The organism is Nocardia amikacinitolerans, from assembly GCF_900215415.1.
GTDB classification, from domain to species: domain Bacteria; phylum Actinomycetota; class Actinomycetes; order Mycobacteriales; family Mycobacteriaceae; genus Nocardia; species Nocardia amikacinitolerans.
In genome coordinates, this window is the sequence record NZ_OBEG01000003.1 from 320,320 (window position 1) to 336,000 (window position 15,681).

General features: G+C 70.7%; 14 protein-coding genes. 9 read left to right on the forward strand and 5 right to left on the reverse strand.

Translation table 11 applies throughout. The features are described 5' to 3' along the window. Positions 1 to 31 precede the first annotated feature (31 nt). Positions 32 to 1,213 (reverse strand): FHA domain-containing protein, encoded by a 1,182-nt coding sequence (locus CRP45_RS15745; protein ID WP_143861444.1) that lies wholly within the window; start codon positions 1,211 to 1,213, stop codon positions 32 to 34. 375 nt (positions 1,214 to 1,588) lie between these two features. Here CRP45_RS15745 and CRP45_RS15750 point away from each other — a divergent pair, with 375 nt between their 5' ends. Continuing rightward, entirely contained in the window at positions 1,589 to 2,116 is a 528-nt protein-coding gene (locus tag CRP45_RS15750) for a GNAT family N-acetyltransferase (RefSeq protein ID WP_097245700.1), read from the forward strand. A 17-nt stretch (positions 2,117 to 2,133) separates the two neighbouring features. Here CRP45_RS15750 and CRP45_RS15755 read toward each other — a convergent pair whose 3' ends face one another. After that, complete coding sequence (locus tag CRP45_RS15755; protein WP_097245701.1) at positions 2,134 to 3,681, reverse strand: glycerol-3-phosphate dehydrogenase/oxidase; 1,548 nt, start codon at positions 3,679 to 3,681, stop codon at positions 2,134 to 2,136. Next, positions 3,678 to 4,298, reverse strand: coding sequence for a TetR/AcrR family transcriptional regulator (locus CRP45_RS15760; RefSeq protein ID WP_097246095.1), 621 nt, complete (start codon positions 4,296 to 4,298; stop codon positions 3,678 to 3,680). Before CRP45_RS15760 ends, CRP45_RS15755 begins: the two co-directional genes overlap by 4 nt. Before the next feature lie 139 nt (positions 4,299 to 4,437). Here CRP45_RS15760 and CRP45_RS15765 point away from each other — a divergent pair, with 139 nt between their 5' ends. Next, entirely contained in the window at positions 4,438 to 6,012 is a 1,575-nt protein-coding gene (locus CRP45_RS15765; RefSeq protein WP_097245702.1) for an FAD-binding oxidoreductase, read from the forward strand. After that, the gene (locus tag CRP45_RS15770; protein WP_097245703.1) at positions 6,012 to 6,977 is read left to right on the forward strand and encodes a diacylglycerol kinase family protein; all 966 of its coding nucleotides are present in this window, start codon (positions 6,012 to 6,014) and stop codon (positions 6,975 to 6,977) included. The genes CRP45_RS15765 and CRP45_RS15770 overlap by 1 nt, the downstream gene beginning before the upstream one ends. Positions 6,978 to 6,981: 4 nt before the next feature. Here CRP45_RS15770 and CRP45_RS15775 read toward each other — a convergent pair whose 3' ends face one another. Continuing rightward, the gene (locus CRP45_RS15775) at positions 6,982 to 7,674 is read right to left on the reverse strand and encodes a zeta toxin family protein (RefSeq protein WP_245910163.1); all 693 of its coding nucleotides are present in this window, start codon (positions 7,672 to 7,674) and stop codon (positions 6,982 to 6,984) included. 103 nt (positions 7,675 to 7,777) lie between these two features. Next, positions 7,778 to 8,374, reverse strand: coding sequence for a helix-turn-helix domain-containing protein (locus CRP45_RS15780; protein ID WP_097245705.1), 597 nt, complete (start codon positions 8,372 to 8,374; stop codon positions 7,778 to 7,780). A 92-nt stretch (positions 8,375 to 8,466) separates the two neighbouring features. On the opposite strand from CRP45_RS15780, the gene CRP45_RS15785 reads away from it, so the two are divergent. From CRP45_RS15785 to ndk, 6 genes are all read left to right on the forward strand, one after another. Continuing rightward, on the forward strand, positions 8,467 to 9,417 hold the full coding sequence (locus CRP45_RS15785; RefSeq protein ID WP_097245706.1) for an NAD(P)/FAD-dependent oxidoreductase: 951 nt from the start codon (positions 8,467 to 8,469) through the stop codon (positions 9,415 to 9,417). Between the two features lie 232 nt (positions 9,418 to 9,649). Next, the gene (locus CRP45_RS15790) at positions 9,650 to 12,328 is read left to right on the forward strand and encodes a valine--tRNA ligase (protein WP_097245707.1); all 2,679 of its coding nucleotides are present in this window, start codon (positions 9,650 to 9,652) and stop codon (positions 12,326 to 12,328) included. Then, positions 12,325 to 13,782: a bifunctional tetrahydrofolate synthase/dihydrofolate synthase gene (gene folC, locus CRP45_RS15795; protein ID WP_425436937.1), complete on the forward strand. Its 1,458-nt coding sequence runs from the start codon at positions 12,325 to 12,327 to the stop codon at positions 13,780 to 13,782. The genes CRP45_RS15790 and folC overlap by 4 nt, the downstream gene beginning before the upstream one ends. Continuing rightward, the gene (locus CRP45_RS15800; RefSeq protein WP_097245708.1) at positions 13,779 to 14,201 is read left to right on the forward strand and encodes a DUF4233 domain-containing protein; all 423 of its coding nucleotides are present in this window, start codon (positions 13,779 to 13,781) and stop codon (positions 14,199 to 14,201) included. The genes folC and CRP45_RS15800 overlap by 4 nt, the downstream gene beginning before the upstream one ends. 88 nt (positions 14,202 to 14,289) lie before the next feature. Beyond that, the gene (locus CRP45_RS34265) at positions 14,290 to 14,730 is read left to right on the forward strand and encodes a hypothetical protein (protein ID WP_218841151.1); all 441 of its coding nucleotides are present in this window, start codon (positions 14,290 to 14,292) and stop codon (positions 14,728 to 14,730) included. A gap of 194 nt (positions 14,731 to 14,924) precedes the next feature. Next, on the forward strand, positions 14,925 to 15,341 hold the full coding sequence (gene ndk / locus CRP45_RS15810) for a nucleoside-diphosphate kinase (protein ID WP_067787420.1): 417 nt from the start codon (positions 14,925 to 14,927) through the stop codon (positions 15,339 to 15,341). Positions 15,342 to 15,681 lie beyond the last annotated feature (340 nt).

Sequence of the window (15,681 nt, forward strand, 5' to 3'; positions counted from 1 at the left end):
CATCGTAGGCCGCGGAGCGGGGCCGGTCGCCTCAGGATCTGCGGGTCTGGGCCGTGGCCGGATGGCGCTCGTCGGTGCGGTGGGTGAGGACCTTCTCGCCGATCCGGATACGCCATCCGGGCGGCAGCTCGACCGGCGCGGTCCCGATCCGAGTCCAGGTGTCCGTGCCGGGGCCCGCGACGTAGGTGCCCGCGGGCGTGGACGCGTCGCGGACGAAGACCTTGCCGCGATTGAGCGAGATGTAGGCGTGCACCCGCGAGACGTGGCGGTCCCTCGGCACCGCCAGCGGGGACGCGATGGCGTTGCGCACCGAGTCGTCGGCGGTGGGGCTGCGACCGATGACGTACGGGCGGTCCAGCGGGTAGGCGGTGTCCTCGAAGACCAGCGCGCCCGTCGGGGCGTCGGCCTGCGGCGAGCCCTTCGGCGGCCGCGGCGGCGGGACGCGGACGCCGCGGGTGGCGGGGTTCTTCTGCAAGGCAACGGGTTCGGGTCGTGCGGAGCCGAAGCCGGACGTCTGGGACCAGGCCAGTGGCATCGCCCTGGTGCCGATGTCCTGCGGACGGTCGGTCACGGACGGGCGACCGGCGCTCGTCTCGGCGGGGAGATCGTCGCTTCGGGCGTCGTCGGAATCGTCGGTCAAGGCCTCGAAGCCGGCGGGCGCGGTCGCGGGCGGTTCGGCGGCGCCGGGTTTCGCGGTGACGGTGGCGCGCTGCGGTGACTTCGGTGCGCCGCCCGCTCGACGCACGGCCACGCGCCATTCGAAACCGCCACCCGGCACAATGCCCGCGCGCAGGTCCGTGCGGGGCAGCGCGGTGATCGTGGAACCGGTGTCGGCGCCCACGGTGATGCGGCGCACCGGCTCGCGCACGATCTCGTCCACCCAGGTGAACGCACGCGCGCCGGAGAGCCTGCGGGCGCCCTCCGCGCCGTGGATCTCGGCGGCGACCTTTCCGCGCAGCAGGATCACCGTGCCGTCGTCGGTCGGTGCGACCACCCCGAACGGCGGCGGTTCGGATCCGCTGCCGAACACCACGGCGGCCAGTCGTTGTGCGATCGCGGCACCGGGGTGGTCGCCCTCGGCGACCGCCTCGATCGCACCGAGAATCCGGTCGGTGGAAGCGGTTTCACCCGCGAGATACACCACCACCGCGCCGAAGCGTGCAATCAGACCATCGCCCGGCGCGATCCCTACGGTCGACGGGTTCTTGCGCACCCGCGCCTCCTTCCCGCGCACTACCGGCGTCCAGCATAGAGGCTCGCACGCTACGCGACCGGGCGGATCGGGTCGCGAGCAACCGGCCGACCGGTCGCTCCGAGCGGGGAATCCGCAGGGAAACGCGGAGAGTCGGGCGAAGATTCCGGCCCGGCGGATCGGTCGGTCGTGATCGAGTCGACTTCGCGGCCGACGGGTATCCCCCGCGCTCCGTTGTCGTCTCGATCACGTGCGGTCTCGTTCCGCCGCTGCGGGGTTGCCGGTGCACGACCGAGAGTCGACGTAGACGGATCCGGGGATGTGCCCCGGGGCGGGGCACATCCCCGGGCGGGAAATGCGCGCGACTTCGTCCGGCTGTCCGGCAATACTCCTGGCATGCCAACCATCAGACCGGCGACCGAGGCCGACCTGCCCGTTCTCCAGGACATCGAACGCGCGGCCGGTAAGCCTTTCGCCGATATCGGCATGACGGCCGTCGCGGACGACGAGCCGCCGCCGCTCGCCACCCTCCGCGAGTTCCAGCGCGCCGGGCGGGCCTGGGTCGCGACCGACGACAGCGATCGGCCGATCGCCTACCTCGTCCTCGGCATCGTCGACGGCAACGCGCACGTCGACCAGGTATCGGTCGACCCGGAATACGCCGGTCGTCGCATCGGCAAGCACCTCATCGACCACGCCGTCGACTGGGCGCGCGCACACGACCTGCCCGCCATCACCCTGACCACCTTCACCGAGGTGAGCTGGAACGGGCCGTACTACGAGCGCCTCGGTTTCCGATACCTCGCATCCGGCGAGGAGACGCCTGGCCTGCGCGCCCTGCGCCGAGCCGAAGCCGACCACGGCTTGGACCGCTGGCCCCGCGCCTGCATGCGCGCGGAACTGGCGACGTGGGTCCGCGACTGATCACACCCCGCGGTCGGTCAGGTCGTGGCGAGGGCCGCGGTGGCCGCGGGGAGGGCGGCGGTGCGGTCTTCCGGAACGAGGCCGATGCGGGTGCGGCGGTCGAGCAGGTCGTCGACGTGCAGTGCGCCCTCGTGGGAGAGGGCGAAGGCGAATTCGGCGCCGATGACGTCCATTCCGGGCGCGACGGGTTCGCGCAGGGCCGGGTCGAGGGCCGCCAGGGCGGTGACGGCGGGCGCCTCGCTGCCGTAGCGTTCCACCAGCAGCGGGGCGGCGGCGAGCCGATCCCGCGCCGCGCCGGAGACCGCGCCGACCAGCGGCAGCCGCTTGGTCGAGCAGGGCGCCGCGTCGAGGCGGGCGTGGCGCACCGCCGCGTCGACGACGTCCTCGGCCATCTGCCGGTACGTGGTGAGTTTGCCGCCCACGATCGTGATCACGCCGGTCGGTGAGTGCAGCACGGCGTGCTCGCGGGAGATGTCGGCGGTGCTGCCGTCTTCGGTCTTCAGCAGCGGGCGCAGACCCGCGTAGCGGCCGCGAATGTCGGCGCGGGTCAATGGTTCTCGTAGCGCGGTGTTGATGGTGTCGAGCAGGAAGTCGACCTCGGTCTCGGTGGGCTGCGGCTCGTCGGGCACCGGGCCTGGCGCGTCCTCGTCGGTCAGCCCGAGGTAGACCCGCCCGTGCGCGGCGGGGAAGGCGAAGACGAATCGACTGGTGCTGCCGGGCACCGGCACCGTGAGCGAGGCACTGAGCCCGCCGAAGGACTCGGCGGAGAAGACCAGGTGAGTGCCGCGACTCGGGCGCAGCTCGATGCTCGGGTCGACCTGGTCGGCCCACACGCCGGTGGCGTTGATCACCGCGCGGGCCCGCACGGAAAGGGTCTCACCGGAGAGGGTGTCGCGCAGGGCGGCCGAATCACCGGTCACGTCAAGGGCTTCCACTCTCGTGAGCACTGTCGCGCCCTCGGCCGCCGCGGTGCGGGCCAGCGCGACGACCAGCCGCGCGTCGTCGACCAGCTGCCCGTCCCACGCCTGGAGCCCGCCGCGCAGACCCGCCCGCCGCACGGTCGGCGCCAAACGCAGTGCCTCCGCGGCGGCGACATGCCGCGACCTCGGCAGGATCGAGGCGGGTGTGCCAGCGCCGCGCCGCAGCGCGTCACCCGCGACGAACCCCGCGCGGATCAACGCCCGTTGCGCCGCACCGATATTCGGCAGCAGCGGAACAAGCTGCGGCAGCGGACGCACCAAATGCGGTGCGGTGGTGCCGATCAGGATGCCGCGCTCGACCGCGCTCTCGTGCGCGATCCCGACCCGCCCGCTGGCGAGATAGCGCAAACCGCCGTGCACCAGCTTCGAACTCCACCGGCTCGTGCCGAACGCGAGGTCGTGCCGCTCCACCAGCACGGTGCGCAGCCCGCGCGCGGCGGCATCCAGCGCGGCGCCGGCCCCGGTGACGCCGCCGCCGATCACCAGCACGTCGATCGCGCCGCCGTCGCCGAGTGCGCGCAGTTCGCGCGCGCGGCGCTCGGCATTGAGCGCGGAGTCCCCGCGGGTCACCGGATTGTCGGTCATGCCAGAACCTTTCGTCGTTCGGGATCGCCGGGGCGGAGGTAGCCGTCGATGGCGCGGGCCAGTTCGGTGTCCAGTTCGGGGGCGGGCAGCAGTGGCGCGACCGTCCCCGCCGACTGCACCGCGGACTGGACGATGAGCAGCAGCATGGTGGCCAGCTGGAGCGGATCGCCGGACCGGATGGAGCCGTCGCGCTGGCCGTCCCGGATCCCCGCGGCGAACAGCTCGATGAGGGTGCGCTGGTTGCGCCCGAGCCTGCCGAAGACGTAGGTGAGCATCAGATCGGTGTCCGTGCGAAAGATCTTGCCGAACAACGGATTCGACCGCACCATCCCCGCGCCCTCGACCACGCCTTCCACCAGGCGGGCCCGCGCGGGGCCGGACTCGGGCATGGCCTCGGTGAGGATGCCGCGCAGTTCGCGGACCAGTAGCTCGGCGACCAGTGCGCCGGTGTCTGGCCAGCGGCGGTACACGGTGGGCCTGCTGACGCCGGCGCGCCGCGCCACCTCGGTGAGTGTGGTCCGGCGGACACCGAACTCCTGGACGCAGGCGCGCGCGGCATCGAAAATGGCCAGGTCGATGGCCGAAAGTTCGGCGTCCGGGTCGTCGGTCACGAGAATCACCACCGGGCTTCGAGCGGGGACGGACAGTTACTGCTTGACAGTCTATGTCAAACTGTAACGCATGGTCGAGACGCAGCAGTCAGGCGGGCATTCCGCTCCCGCGGCAAACCCGGGCGCGGACGCGCGGGTACCGAGTATGGTGTGGGACGCCTGGGGTATCCCGGCCGGACACAAGCCGCTTTCGGCGCAGATCCGCGGCCTGCTCGCGCAGGTTTTCGGGGTGTCCGGCGACCCGGTGGCGCGCCGCGATGAGGGTGACGTGCCGCTCCGCGCATCGGCGTTGACGCCGGCGCAGCGGGACGGGTTGGTCGAGATGGTCGGCGCGGACAACGTGTCGGCCGACCATCGCGATCGACTACGGCACGCGGGCGGCAAGAGCACCCTCGATTTGCTGCGGCGTCGCGCCGAGGGTCCGCAAGACGCACCGGACGCCATCGTCTTTCCCGCCGACCACGAGCAGGTGCTCGCGGTGCTGGCCTACTGCGCCGAGCACGGCATCGCGGTGGTGCCCTTCGGCGGCGGCACCAGCGTCGTCGGCGGTGTCGATCCGGTGCGCGGCGAGTTCGACAGCGTCATCGCACTGGACCTGCGCCGCATCGACGGACTCACCGAGGTCGACCCGGTGAGCGGCACCGCGACCCTCGGTGCGGGCCTCACCGGACCGCAGGCCGAGGAACTGCTTGCCGCGCACGGGCTTTCGCTGGGCCACTTCCCGCAGAGCTTCGAATTCGCCAGCATCGGCGGTTTCGCGGCGACCAGGTCCTCCGGTCAGGCCTCGGCCGGGTACGGCCGCTTCGACGACATGGTGCAGCGCCTGCGGATCGCCACCCCGACCGGCTCGCTGGAGCTGGGTCGCGCGCCCGCCTCCGCCGCAGGGCCGGATCTGCGCGAGTTGTTCGTCGGCTCGGAAGGCGCGCTCGGCGTGATCACCGAGGTCACGCTGCGTGTGCATCCGCTGCCGGAAACCACCGCGTACCAGGCGTGGTCGTTCCCCGACTTCACCACAGGCGCGGCCGCGCTGCGCACCGTGGTGCAGGCGGGCGCCGCGCCGACCGTTTTCCGGCTGTCCGACGAGGCCGAGACCGGCCTGAACCTGGCTCGCTCCGGCGACATCGGCGGCCAGGCGGTGACGGGCTGCCTCGCGATCACCACCTTCGAGGGCACCGCCGAGCACGTCGCGGCCCGCTCCGCCGAAGCCACCGCGCTGCTGACCGCCGCGGGCGGCACGGCACTCGGCGAAAAACCCGCCCGCGAATGGGAACACGGCCGATTCGCCGCGCCCTACATGCGCGACGCGCTGCTCGACGTCGGGGTGCTGTGCGAGACGCTGGAAACCGCCACTACCTGGTCCAACATCGCCGAACTGAAGGCGAAAGTGACTGCGGCGCTGACCGATTCGCTCGGTGCGCAGGGCACGCCGCCGCTGGTGATGTGCCACATCTCGCACACCTATCCGACGGGCGCCTCGCTGTACTTCACCATCGTCGCCAAACAACTCGACGATCCGCTCGCGCAGTGGCAGATCGCCAAGCGCGCGGTGGGTGACGCGATCATCGCCGCGGGCGGCACCATCACCCACCACCACGCCGTCGGCGCCGACCACCGCCCGTGGCTGCCCGCCGAGGTCGGTGAGCTGGGCATCCGGGTGTTGCGCGCGGTGAAACGGGAATTGGACCCCGCGGGCATCCTCAATCCTGGAAAACTGATCTGATGAACCCGCAGGTAAGCGCCATTCGCTCGGCGCTGGTCGTCACGAACCGGCTCTCCGGCGCTGGCAAGGGCCACGACACCGCGACGGCGGCCATCGCCAGGCTCACCGAGCGCGGTGTCGAGGTCACCGAGATTCGCGCGCCGTCCGCCGCCGAATCCGTCCGGCTGGTGCGCGATTCGCTGGCGAACCCGGATCCCGCCGCCCGTCCCGACGCGGTGGTGTGTGTCGGCGGTGACGGCCTGATCTGCGTGATCTTGGAGGCGGTCGCGCAGACCGGCGTCCCGCTCGGCCTGGTGCCGAGCGGAACGGGCAACGACCTGGCGCGGGCGCTCGGCATCCCCACCGACGATCCCGCCGCGGCGGTCGACGTGGTGCTCGCCGGGCGCCGCAAGGTGATGGATCTCGGCCGGATCGAGTCGCCCGCACCGGATTTCACTCCGATGTGGTTCGCCACCGTGACCGGCACCGGGTTCGACGCGCGAGTCACGTTGCGCGCGAACAGCATGAGCTGGCCCAAGGGCAGGCTCCGCTACACGTTCGCCGCGCTGGCCGAGATCACCGGCGGTTTCACCGTGCCCTACCGGATCGAGCTGTCCGGCGTTGCCGAAGGCGCGGTGGACAATCCGCCGGGCGACGGCGTCGTCGAGACCGACGCGGTGATGGTCGCGGTGGGCAACACCCGCACCTATGGCGGCGGCATGCTGATCTGCCCCGACGCCGAAATGGACGACGGATTGCTTGACCTCACGGTGGTCGGCGCGGTGTCCCGGGCGGAGATGCTGCGGTTGCTGCCCGCCCTCTCCGCGGGCAAACGCATCGACCATCCCGCCGTGGCCCAATACCGTGCCGCCGCGGTGACTCTCACCGCACCGGGCGCGCCCGCCACCGCCGATGGCGAACCGGCGGGGACGCTGCCGATCACCTTGCGCGCCGTGCCCGCGGCACTGACGGTGCTCGTGCGCTGAGCGATCAGCCGTCGAACGCGACGCGACTCATGCGGTTGACGGTGGAGCGGTCCACGATGACGACGGACGAGGACGGAACCGGCGCGTTCCTGTCCTCGAGGTCCAGGTCCCGGATCAGGCGGTCCCAGCGGCGGCAGTGCAACGTGAAGAACATTCCGTTGATGCGGCGGCCCCGGGCGTACTGGCCGGCCCTGGCCACCGTCGCGGGCACGTCGAGCATGACGACGTGCAAGTCCCTGCGATATTCCGCCGCCCAGCGCGCGATCATCCTGCGGCTCCAGCCGAAGGTGCCGCAATCGTGGATCACCACCGGTCCGTCGGCGTCGCGCAGCGCCGCCTTGATCCCCGCGTAGTGCGCGACGTGCACGACCGGACGCCACAGCGGGTAGGGGAGCCAGCCGAGCCGGTGCCGCCAGCGGTTTCGCGCGTGCTGGGAATCCAGGACGATCGAACCGGACGGTCCGGCGGGCGGCTGCTCGGCCTGCGCCGTCGCACCGAAGAACTTCCGCAGCGCTGTGCTCTTGCCCGCACCGGGCACTCCGGCGAAGATCAGGGCCGCCGTTGTGGGGTAACGCAATTCATCGATCGTCCGACCGCGCAGGTCGTGCACGCCGGCCGGCGTCAGCGCGCCGACGGCGGCCAGCGGCATGCGCGGCTCGGGGGAGTGCAGGGGTAGCGCATCGAGCGGGGGGTTCACCCCTTCCAGACTCCCTAGTCCGGTCCGATTCGGCAACCGGGAAAACCCTGAGATCGCGCGATCGAAGGAATGATTCGTCGCGACCGGCCGGTATCTCGCGGAGCTACCGATCGGTCACCGCCGCGCGACGCGGCCTGGCGCGCACGTGCATCCGCTCGCCCTGACTGCCGAACAGGCTCAGGATCTCCACCGGCCCGCGCCCGGTGCTGCCGAACCAATGCGGTTGCCGGGTATCGAATTCCGCGGTCTCGCCGGGACCCATGATCAGATCGTGTTCGCCGAGGATCAGCCGCAGCCTGCCGGACAGCACGTAGAGCCACTCGTAACCCTCGTGCACGCGGGGATCGGGGTCCTTGCGCTCGGGCGGCAGGATCATCTTGAACGCATGGAGCGGGCCGGGCCGCGCGGTGAGCGGAAGGACGGTGTACCCGTTGACCTGTCGCGGCGTGGTGTGCACACGGGGGTCCGCGATCTTGGGGGCCGCCACCAGTTCGTCGAGCGGCACCTGCAAGGCCAGCGCGATCGGCAGCAGCAATTCCAGGCTGGCCTTGCGCTGCCCGGATTCCAGCCGCGAGAGCGTGCTCTTGGAGATACCGGTCGTCGCCGAGAGCGCGGTCAGGGTGATGTCGCGGTGGGTGCGCAACGCCTTCAGCCGGGGGCCGATCTCGGCCAGCGCCTGGGTGATGCCCGGTTGGTCCATGTCCCCAGTGCACGCTCATTTCCCGGAAACGGCAAATAATGTTGCCGATACCGGGCCGTCCTCGGCAGCCTGAGGTTCGGAGGTGATCGCGAATGAGAGAGCAGAACAAGGCGATCCACGACGTGGTCGTCGTCGGCGGCGGCGCGGCGGGATTGTCGGCGGCGCTGGTGTTGAGCAGGGCGCGGCGGCGGGTCGCGGTGGTCAGGGGTGGTGCGCCGCGCAACGCCCCCGCCACGCACATGCACGGTTTCCTGTCGCGGGACGGGCTCCCGCCCGGCGAGCTGCTGACGATCGGCGCGGCGGAAGTCGCGGGATACGGCGGCGAGTTGCTCGATGACGCGGTGATCGGCGCCGAAAAGAACGAGAGCACGGGCGAATTCACGCTCCACCTGGCGGGCGGCGGGCGGTTGACGACGCGACGGGTGCTGGTCGCCACCGGCTTGCGTGATGTGCTGCCCGACCTGCCCGGCGTGCGCGAGCGCTGGGGCGCGGACGTGCTGCACTGCCCGTACTGCCACGGCTACGAGGTGCGCGATCAACCGCTCGGCGTGCTCGGCGGAACAGAGCCGGGTGCGGTGGCGAGGGCTGTGCACCTCGCGCTGCTGCTGCCGCAGTGGTCGGCCGACGTGACGTTCTTTCCGCACGCGATGGAGTTGTCCGAGCACGATCTGGCCCGGCTCGCCGCCCGCGGCGTGCGGGTCGTGCCCGGCGAGGTCGCGCGGCTGGTCATCGAGAACGGTCGACTGCGCGGCGTGGAGATGGTCGACGGGCGGGCCGTGCCGCGCGGTGCGATGTTCGTCGCGCCCACCTTCGTGCCGAACGACGACGTGCTGACCGCGCTCGGCTGCGCGACCGGTCCGGACGGCTTTGTGGTCACCGACGCGCGCGGACGGACCAGCGTGGCCGGGGTGTGGGCGGCGGGCAACGTCGCCGACCCGGGTGCCCAGGTGATTTCCGCAGCGGGCGCGGGCTCGGCGGCCGCCATCGCGATCAACGGTGACCTGATCGAGGAGGAGTCCGCGGTCCCCGCTCCGGTGCACTGAAACGGCCCCGTGGCCGAATCCTCCCTGCGGTGTCGGCGGAAGCTGAGAATTGCTCGAGGATTCGGGGCCGTTTCGCGGATCGCCGGTAAGCTGTGAAGCGTAGGCGGAGTGTTCGGTGTCCCTCATCCACCGAAGGCTCCGCCTCCTTTCTTTTCCGCACCCGAGTCCGCACCGGGAGCGCGGGCGCGGGGAGGCGGCGAGGCCATGTCGAGCCAACCCCTAGAATCACGGAGTGACCAGCGCAGCCCCTGACAACTCGCGTAATCGTGCCGATGCCCTCCCCAAGAGCTGGGACCCCAGCGTCGTGGAGGCCGAGACGTACGAGCGCTGGGTAGCCGCTGGGTATTTTCAGGCCGACACCGCGAGCGGCAAGCCCGCGTACTCGATCGTGCTGCCGCCGCCGAACGTGACCGGCACCCTGCACATGGGCCACGCCCTCGACCACACGCTGATGGACACCCTCGCCCGCCGCAAGCGCATGCAGGGTTACGAGGTGCTGTGGCTGCCCGGCATGGACCACGCGGGCATCGCCACCCAGACCGTGGTGGAGAAGCAGCTCGCCGTCGACGGCAAGACCAAGGAAGACTTCGGCCGCGAACTGTTCGTCGAGAAGGTCTGGGACTGGAAGCGCGAGTCCGGCGGCGCCATCCAGTGGCAGATGCGCGCCCTCGGCGACGGCGTCGACTGGAGCCGCGACCGCTTCACCATGGACGAGGGCCTGTCGCGGGCCGTGCAGACCATCTTCAAGCGCCTCTACGACGCCGGGCTCATCTACCGCGCCGAGCGACTGGTGAACTGGTCGCCCGAGCTGCGCACCGCCATCTCCGACATCGAGGTCAAGCACGAGGAAGTCGCGGGCGAGCTCGTCTCGCTGCGCTACGGCTCGCTGAACGACGACGAACCGCACGTCATCGTGGCGACCACCCGGGTGGAGACGATGCTCGGTGACACCGCGGTGGCCGTTCACCCGGACGACCCGCGCTACCAGGCGCTGATCGGCACCACCCTGGAGCACCCGATCACCGGCCGCCAGATCCCGATCGTGGCCGACGACTACGTCGACCCCGAGTTCGGCTCCGGCGCCGTGAAGATCACCCCCGCGCACGACCCGAACGACTTCGAGATCGGTCTGCGGCACAACCTGCCGATGCCGACGATCATGGACGAGCGCGGCCGCATCGCGAACACCGGAACCGAATTCGACGGCATGGACCGCTTCGAGGCCCGCGTCAAGGTCCGCGAGCGGCTCGCCGCGGAGGGCCGCGTCGTCGCGGAGAAGCGTCCGTACGTGCACAGCGTCGGCCACTCCGAGCGCACCGGCGAGCCCATCGAGCCGCGGCTGTCCATGCAGTGGTGGGTCAAGGTGGAGTCGCTGGCCAAGGCCGCCGGTGACGCGGTCCGCAACGGCGACACCGTCATCCACCCGGCCAGCCAGGAACCGCGCTGGTTCGAGTGGGTCGACAACATGCACGACTGGACCATCTCGCGCCAGCTGTGGTGGGGCCACCGCATTCCGATCTGGTACGGCCCCGAGGGCGAAGTGATCTGCGTCGGCCCGGACGAGACCGCCCCCGAGGGCTGGGTGCAGGACCCGGACGTGCTCGACACCTGGTTCTCGTCGGGTCTGTGGCCGTTCTCCACGATGGGCTGGCCGGAGGCCACGCCGGAGCTGGAGAAGTTCTATCCGACCAGCGTGCTGGTCACCGGCTACGACATCCTCTTCTTCTGGGTCGCCAGAATGATGATGTTCGGCATGTTCGTCTCCGAGGACCCGGCCATCCTCGCGGGCAAGTCCGGCGCGGTGCAGGTGCCGTTCAAGGACGTCTTCCTGCACGGCCTGATCCGCGACCAGTTCGGCAAGAAGATGTCGAAGTCGCGCGGCAACGGCATCGACCCGCTGGACTGGATCAAGGCCTACGGCGCGGACGCGCTGCGCTTCACCCTGGCCCGCGGCGCGCAGCCCGGCGGCGACCTGTCCGTCGGCGAGCCGCACGCGCTGGCCTCGCGCAGCTTCGTCACCAAGCTGTTCAACGCCACCAAGTTCGCGCTGATGAACGGCGCCGAGCCCGGCGAACTGCCCGACCGCGCGGCACTCACCGACGCCGACCGGTGGATCCTCGATCGCCTGGATCAGGTTCTGGCGGAAGTGGATTCGGCTTTCGACGCCTACGAGTTCGGCAAGGCGTGCGAGGCGCTCTACCACTTCGCATGGGACGAGCTGTGCGACTGGTATCTGGAACTGGCCAAGGTGCAGTTCTCCGACGACGAGGAGCGGGCGGCCGCGACGAGGACCGTGCTCGGCAACGTGCTGGATTCGGTGCTTCGCCTGCTGCATCCGGTGATCCCGTTCGTCACCGAGTCGCTGTGGCAGGCGCTCACCGGCGGTGAGTCCGTGGTGATCGCCGCGTGGCCGCAGGCCAGTGGCAACGCCACCGATACCGTTGCGGCGCAGCGTGTTTCGGACGCTCAGCGGTTGATCACCGAGATCCGCCGGTTCCGCAGCGACCAGGGCCTCGCCGACAAGCAGAAGGTCGCGGCCAAGCTGATCGGTCTGGAGCAGGCCGACCTGACGGCGCTGGAGCCGTCGGTCGCCAACCTCGCCAGGCTCACCGCGCCCGGCGCCGAGTTCGCCGCCACCGCCTCGGTCGAGGTGCGGCTGAGCGGCGCGACGGTGACCGTCGAGCTGGACACCTCCGGCGCGGTCGACCTGGACGCCGAACGCCGCCGCCTGGAGAAGGATCTGGCCGCCGCGGAGAAGGAACTGGCGGGCACCGAGGCCAAGCTCGGCAACGAGGCGTTCCTGGCCAAGGCGCCAGAACCGGTGGTCGCCAAGATCAAGAACCGTCGCGATGTCGCCGCCGCCGAGGTGGCGCGCATCGGGGCGCGCCTGGCGGAATTGGCGGTCAAGTGAACGAGGAGCCGGAGCGGCAGTACCGCGACGACGACGGAGGCGCCCGGCTCGCGTCCGGCCCGTCGCCGGTGGAGCTCGCCGAGATGGCGCTGGTCGAGGCCGAACTCGACCAGCGCTGGCCGGAGACCAAGATCGAGCCCTCGCTGACCCGCATCGCGACGCTGATGGATCTGCTCGGTTCCCCGCAGCAAAGCTATCCGGCGATCCACGTCGCGGGCACCAACGGCAAGACATCGGTCACCCGGATGATCGACGCGCTGCTCACCGCGCTGCACCGGCGCACGGGCCGCATCACCAGCCCGCACCTGCAGCTGGCCACCGAGCGGATCAGCATCGACAACGCGCCGATCAGTCCGGCCAAGTACGTCGAGACCTACCGGGAGATCCAGCCCTACATCGAGATGATCGACGCGCAGTCGGCCACGGCGGGCGGTCCGGCGATGAGCAAGTTCGAGGTGCTCACCGGCATGGCCTACGCGGCGTTCGCCGAGGCCCCTGTCGACGTGGCGGTCGTGGAGACCGGCATGGGCGGCACCTGGGACGCCACCAACGTGATCGACGGTCAGGTCGCGGTGATCACCCCGATCGGGCTGGACCACGTCGACTATCTCGGCCCCGACCTCGCCTCGATCGCAGGGGAGAAGGCCGGAATCATCAAACGCGCGCCGGAGAGCCTGGTGCCGCGCGACACCGTCGCGGTGATCGCGCAGCAGGAACCCGAGGCGATGGACGTCCTGCTGCGCAGGGCCGTCGAGGTGGACGCCGCGGTGGCCCGCGAAGGCTCCGAGTTCCAGGTACTCGCGCGCCGCGTCGCCGTCGGCGGCCAGCAGCTCGAGCTCCAGGGCCTCGGCGGGGTCTACGACGAGATCTTCCTGCCGCTGCACGGCGCGCACCAGGCCCGCAACGCGGTGCTGGCGCTGGCGGCGGTAGAGGCGTTCTTCGGCGCGGGCGCCGAGCGTCAGCTCGACATCGATGCGGTGCGCGCCGGTTTCGCGTCGGTCACCAGCCCCGGCCGCCTAGAACGGATGCGCAGCGCGCCGACCATCTTCATCGACGCCGCGCACAACCCGGCGGGCGCGCGGGCGCTGGCCGCGACCCTCGGCGAGGAATTCGACTTCCGCAAGCTGGTCGGCGTGGTCGCGGTGCTCGGCGACAAGGACGCCGCGGGGATTCTGGAGGCGCTGGAGCCGGTGTTCGACGAGATCGTTGTCACCACCAACGGCTCGCCGCGCGCCATGGACGTCGACAGCCTGGCGAATCTGGCCGTGCAGCGGTTCGGCGACGAACGCGTGGTCACCGCCGACACGCTGCCCGACGCGCTGGAGTCCGCCATCGCCATCGCCGAAGAGGTCGGCGACCCCGGCGAGGCCGTTTCGGGGGCGGGCGTCATCGTCACCGGCTCGGTGGTCACGGCGGGCGCGGCCCGCGCGCTGTTCGGAAAGGACCCGGCATGAGTGAGCCAAGCGAGCGGGACAAGGACGCGACCGCTCCCGCACAACCGTCCGCGCCCGATCCGTGGAAGGGTCTGCGCGGCGTCATGGCGGGCACGCTGGTCCTCGAGTCCATCGTGGTGCTGCTGGCGCTGCCGGTCGTCGCCGACGTCGGCGGCGGGATCAGCTGGTTCTCCGGCAGCTACCTGGTGATCCTGGCGCTGCTGATGATCTTGGGCGCGGGCTTGCAGCGTCGCCCGTGGGCGCTGGCGTTCAACCTCGGCCTCCAGGTGCTGGTGATCCTCGGCGGCTTCATCCACATCTCGATCGGCGTCATCGGTCTGCTGTTCGTGGCCGTCTGGGCGTTCATCCTGATCCTGCGCGCCGACGTCAAGCGCCGCATGGAGCACGGACTGCTGCCGAGTCAGCGGATGAACCGGTAAACGGCTGCGCTGCTATAGTTCTCGCCGTACCGTCCCCCTGGCGGATCCCCCTCGTCGAGTGCTCTCGACCGAACACCGGAGATTCGCCATGCCCGAATTCGTCATCCGTTCTTTCCGCCGCGACGATCGCGACCAGCTGACCCGGCTCGTCAACGCCCACATCGCGGCCGTGATCCCCGGCGTACCCGTTTCCGTCAACACCGTGTTGAGCCAGCTGGAACGGCGTCCGGCCGAAGTGATCATCGATCCGTGGGTGATCGAACGCGTCACGCTGGTCGCCGAACAAGCCGGGGCGGTGGTCGCCGCCGCGCACCTGCTGCGCTACGGAGCGGGTCGGGAGGTTTCCGACGACTACCGCGACGCCGGAGTCCTGGAATGGTTCGTGGCCGCGAACTTCGCGGCTCGGCGGCTGGGCCGACGTGTGCCGGACGGAAGGGGAGCCGGAGGTCGTCCGGTGGCTCTTCGGCCAGGCCGGTTCCTGGTCGCGACTCGGCGGGATCGACCGCGTCCTCGACTATCGCGACCCTGACGACGAGGCGCTGCACTGCTGCTGGACTGCGGTTTCGTCGAGCTGACGCGCACCGAACGCGGCTGGGAGCACCTCGGCTGAACGCTGGCTCGGTGAGTGGCGCGAAGGTCGATGACGCGTACCTCCGCCTTCGCTCCGGTCGTGCGCGGGCTCTGGGCGGACTCCGTTCGGCAGGGTCAATTAGGCTGTGCGCCGTGACTGAGCAGACGTTGGTACTCATCAAGCCGGACGGCGTGGCCCGTGGCCTGGTCGGCGAGGTGCTGGCCCGTATCGAGCGCAAGGGCCTGAAGATCGCGGCCCTCGAGCTGAAGCAGGTGTCCGAGGAACTGGGCAAGGAGCACTACGCCGAGCACGCCGAGAAGCCGTTCTTCGGCTCCTTGATCGAGTTCATCACCTCCGGCCCGGTCGTGGCCGCAGTCCTGGAAGGCCCGCGCGCCATCGCCGCGTTCCGGCAGATCGCGGGCGGTACCGACCCCGTCGAGAAGGCCGCGCCTGGCAGCATCCGCGGCGACTTCGGCCTGGAGACCCAGTACAACCTCGTGCACGGCTCGGACTCCCCGGAGTCGGCCAAGCGCGAGATCGGACTCTGGTTCCCCGAGTTCCCCGCCTGAGTTCCCCCCCGCGTACTCGCCGCGCCGTCGTCACGTCGGCGCGGCGAGCCCCGCTCGAGCACCGCATCGGCCCTTGTCGCGCCCGGTCGCGGCGAGGTGGCAAACCCGGAGCATCGGGCAGGTCACGCGCCGATGGCGAACCACCGGCGCGCGGTGTGGGATACTGGCAGTGGTCGTCAACGACACCGGCAGTTCGCGCAGGTACGCGAATCGTGGGTGACGGTGGCGACCGGATGACACCGCGGTTCGATGCCGATCATCGCTGCCACGGACAGCCGCGCCCGGTTGCTGAGGGTGTGGGAGTTCGCGTCGGCACGCTGGATGAGCGCTCGTTTCCGTG

Bases quoted from the DNA above. Each gene is read 5' to 3' on its own strand.
- CRP45_RS15750 (WP_097245700.1), top strand. From the start codon at position 1,589: ATGCCAACCATCAGACCGGCGACCGAGGCCGACCTGCCCGTTCTCCAG.
- CRP45_RS15755 (WP_097245701.1), bottom strand. From the start codon at position 3,681: ATGACCGACAATCCGGTGACCCGCGGGGACTCCGCGCTCAATGCCGAG.
- CRP45_RS15765 (WP_097245702.1), top strand. From the start codon at position 4,438: ATGGTGTGGGACGCCTGGGGTATCCCGGCCGGACACAAGCCGCTTTCG.
- CRP45_RS15770 (WP_097245703.1), top strand. From the start codon at position 6,012: ATGAACCCGCAGGTAAGCGCCATTCGCTCGGCGCTGGTCGTCACGAAC.
- CRP45_RS15780 (WP_097245705.1), bottom strand. From the start codon at position 8,374: ATGGACCAACCGGGCATCACCCAGGCGCTGGCCGAGATCGGCCCCCGG.
- CRP45_RS15785 (WP_097245706.1), top strand. From the start codon at position 8,467: ATGAGAGAGCAGAACAAGGCGATCCACGACGTGGTCGTCGTCGGCGGC.
- CRP45_RS15800 (WP_097245708.1), top strand. From the start codon at position 13,779: ATGAGTGAGCCAAGCGAGCGGGACAAGGACGCGACCGCTCCCGCACAA.
- CRP45_RS34265 (WP_218841151.1), top strand. From the start codon at position 14,290: ATGCCCGAATTCGTCATCCGTTCTTTCCGCCGCGACGATCGCGACCAG.